Source organism: Streptomyces turgidiscabies Car8 (assembly GCF_000331005.1).
GTDB lineage: Bacteria > Actinomycetota > Actinomycetes > Streptomycetales > Streptomycetaceae > Streptomyces > Streptomyces turgidiscabies.
The window spans coordinates 1-2,713 of the sequence record NZ_AEJB01000561.1 but is presented as its reverse complement, the minus strand read 5'-3'; the positions used below and the strand labels follow the sequence as shown (position 1 = coordinate 2,713).

Here is a 2,713-nt window from a genome sequence, read left to right as displayed (position 1 = left end):
CGCCTCATTCCTGGAAAGGAAAAAGGAAAACACAGTCCTTTCCCATGTTCCTGACAGGCCTCTTACCTAGGTTTCAGCCCCATGACAGAGAACCAAGGGCCGAAGCACAAACGGGATCTGACACGTCGCAAGGTCGTCGTCACCGGCGCCGGAGCGGTCGCCGCGGTGGGCGTCGCGGGCGGACTCGCGGCGGGCGCGTTCGCGGGTGAGACGGGCAAGGGCAAGAAGACCCCCACCCCCAAGGCCTCCGGCAGCAGCTCCGAGGTCTGCTACACGCTCACCTCGGAGACCACCGAGGGGCCGTACTACATCGACGCGGACAAGCTCCGCCAGGACATCACCGAGGACAAGGAAGGCATCCCGCTGACCCTGAGCCTTCGGGTGATCGACTCCGAGACGTGCAAGCCGGTCGTCAACGCCGCCGTCGACATCTGGCACTGCGACGCGCTGGGCCTGTACTCAGGCTACGAGAGCCTCTCCACCGGCGGCGGTGGCGGCGCCCCGACCGATGCTCCGACCGACGCCCCCTCGGGCACTCCGACGGGCGAGCCCCCGACCGACGCGCCCTCCGGCGGCACGGGCGGTGGCGGCGGCGGTACGCACGAGGAGCCGACCGACGACAAGCGCTACCTGCGCGGCACCTGGAAGACCGACCGGCAGGGCCGGGTCACCTTCAAGACGGTCTTCCCCGGCTGGTACCGGGGCCGCACCGTCCACGTCCACACGAAGGTGCACGTGGACGGCACCTGGACGGACGCCGGTTACGAGGGCGGCACCACCTGCCACACCGGTCAGTTCTTCTTCGACGAGGCGTCCGTGCTCGCCTCCGCCGAGGTCGAGCCGTACTCGACGTCGACGACCGAGCGCACGACGCTCACCGAGGACACCATCTACGACCAGAGCGGCACCACGGGCGGTCTGCTCAAGCTGAAGTACGACAAGAAGAACATCGCGAAGGGTGTGATCGGCTCGATCACGATGGGCGTCGACCCCGACGCGACCCACGACGGCACGGACGACGCGTCGCAGCCGAGCACGTCGGCGTCCGCGTCCGCGAGCTGACGCAGGCGCACCCGCACCCATACCCGCACGTACCTCTCGGCGAAGGGCCCGGAACCGTCCCCCAGGTTCCGGGCCCTGCCGTATGCCGTCCTCCCAACTCCCCCTCGTATCGGCCTTGGTAAGGAAAAAATCCCGGGAGAAGCCCGGCAACCTTTCCGGTGTCCGGCGACCACTGATGAGCCGTAAGCCCCGTCCCCACTGGAGCTTCACGAACCGCACGAGTTCCACAACCACGTAAGGACTCATCCGTGGCATCCCCTTCTCACCGCCGGTCCCTTCGCAAGCGGCGCACAGTTCTGGTCTCCACCGCGGCCGTGGCCGCCGCCGGGCTCGGCGCCGCCGTGCTGGCCATGAACGCGAACGCGAACCCCGTCGTCGACCTGGCCCACCAGGTGCTGCCCGCGAAGGACGGCTGGGCGGCCTCCGGCACCGGTACGACCGGTGGCGCGCGTGCCGACTCCGCGCACGTCTTCACCGTCAGCACCCGCGCGCAGCTGGTGAAGGCGCTGGGCAGCGCCACCAACTCCACGGCGAAGATCATCAAGATCAAGGGCGTCATCGACGCCAACACGGACGACACCGGCAAGAAGCTGACCTGCGCCGACTACGCCGCCGGTACCGGATACTCGCTGGCCGCCTACCTCAAGGCGTACGACCCGGCCACCTACGGCAAGAAGGCGCCCGCGGGCACGCAGGAGAAGGCCCGGGACGCCGCCAAGCAGAAGCAGTCGAAGAGCATCGTCTTCAAGGTGCCGGCGAACACCACCATCGTGGGAGTGCCCGGCACCAAGGCGGGCATCACCGGCGGCAGCCTCCAGGTGAAGGACGTCGACAACGTCATCATCCGCAACCTGGCCCTCACCGCCACCGAGGACTGCTTCCCGCAGTGGGACCCGAAGGACGGGTCGACCGGCAACTGGAACTCCGCCTACGACTCGGTCACCCTGCGCGGGGCCACGCATGTGTGGGCGGACCACAACACGTTCAGCGACTCGCCGTTCTTCGACAAGGCCGAGAAGACGTACTTCGGCCGCGAGTACCAGATCCACGACGGCGCCCTCGACATCACCAACGGGTCCGACCTGGTGACCGTGGAGCGCAACCAGTTCACCAACCACGACAAGACGATGCTGATCGGCAGCAGCGACACCGACAGCGTCGGCAAGCTGCGCGTCTCCATCCACCACAACGTGTGGAAGGGCATCACCCAGCGCGCCCCGCTGGCCCGCATCGGCCAGATCCACGTCTACAACAACGTCTACGAGACGGCGACCCTCAACGGCTACGAGCCCAAGTACAGCCTCGACTCCCGCGCGAAGGCGCAGGTCGTCGCCGAGAACAACTCCTGGACGCTGCCGGCCGGCGCGAAGGTCGCGAAGCTGCTGAGCGGTGACGGTACGGGCTCGGTCGCGGGCGGCGGCAACCTCGTCAACGGCAAGGTGACCGACCTCGTCGCCGCGTACAACGCCGCGAACTCGAAGAAGCTGAAGACGACGGTCAACTGGAAGCCGACCCTCACCGCGGGTCTGGAGACCTCGGCGAAGAACCTGGTCGCGGAGCTGACGGGCACGGTCGGCACGGGAGTCGTGTCCTAGCCACGATGCCGCGCGGCGCACGCAGCCCCGCACGTCCGTCCTGACCGGCGCCGAGG

2 protein-coding genes are annotated in these 2,713 nt (G+C 68.0%); both read left to right on the top strand.

What is annotated here, in order from left to right:
- Positions 1-81 precede the first annotated feature (81 nt).
- Positions 82-1,062: a dioxygenase family protein gene (locus STRTUCAR8_RS40135; protein WP_006382112.1), complete on the top strand. Its 981-nt coding sequence runs from the start codon at positions 82-84 to the stop codon at positions 1,060-1,062.
- A gap of 248 nt (positions 1,063-1,310) precedes the next feature.
- On the top strand, positions 1,311-2,657 hold the full coding sequence (locus tag STRTUCAR8_RS40130; RefSeq protein WP_006382113.1) for a pectate lyase family protein: 1,347 nt from the start codon (positions 1,311-1,313) through the stop codon (positions 2,655-2,657).
- Positions 2,658-2,713: the final 56 nt, after the last annotated feature.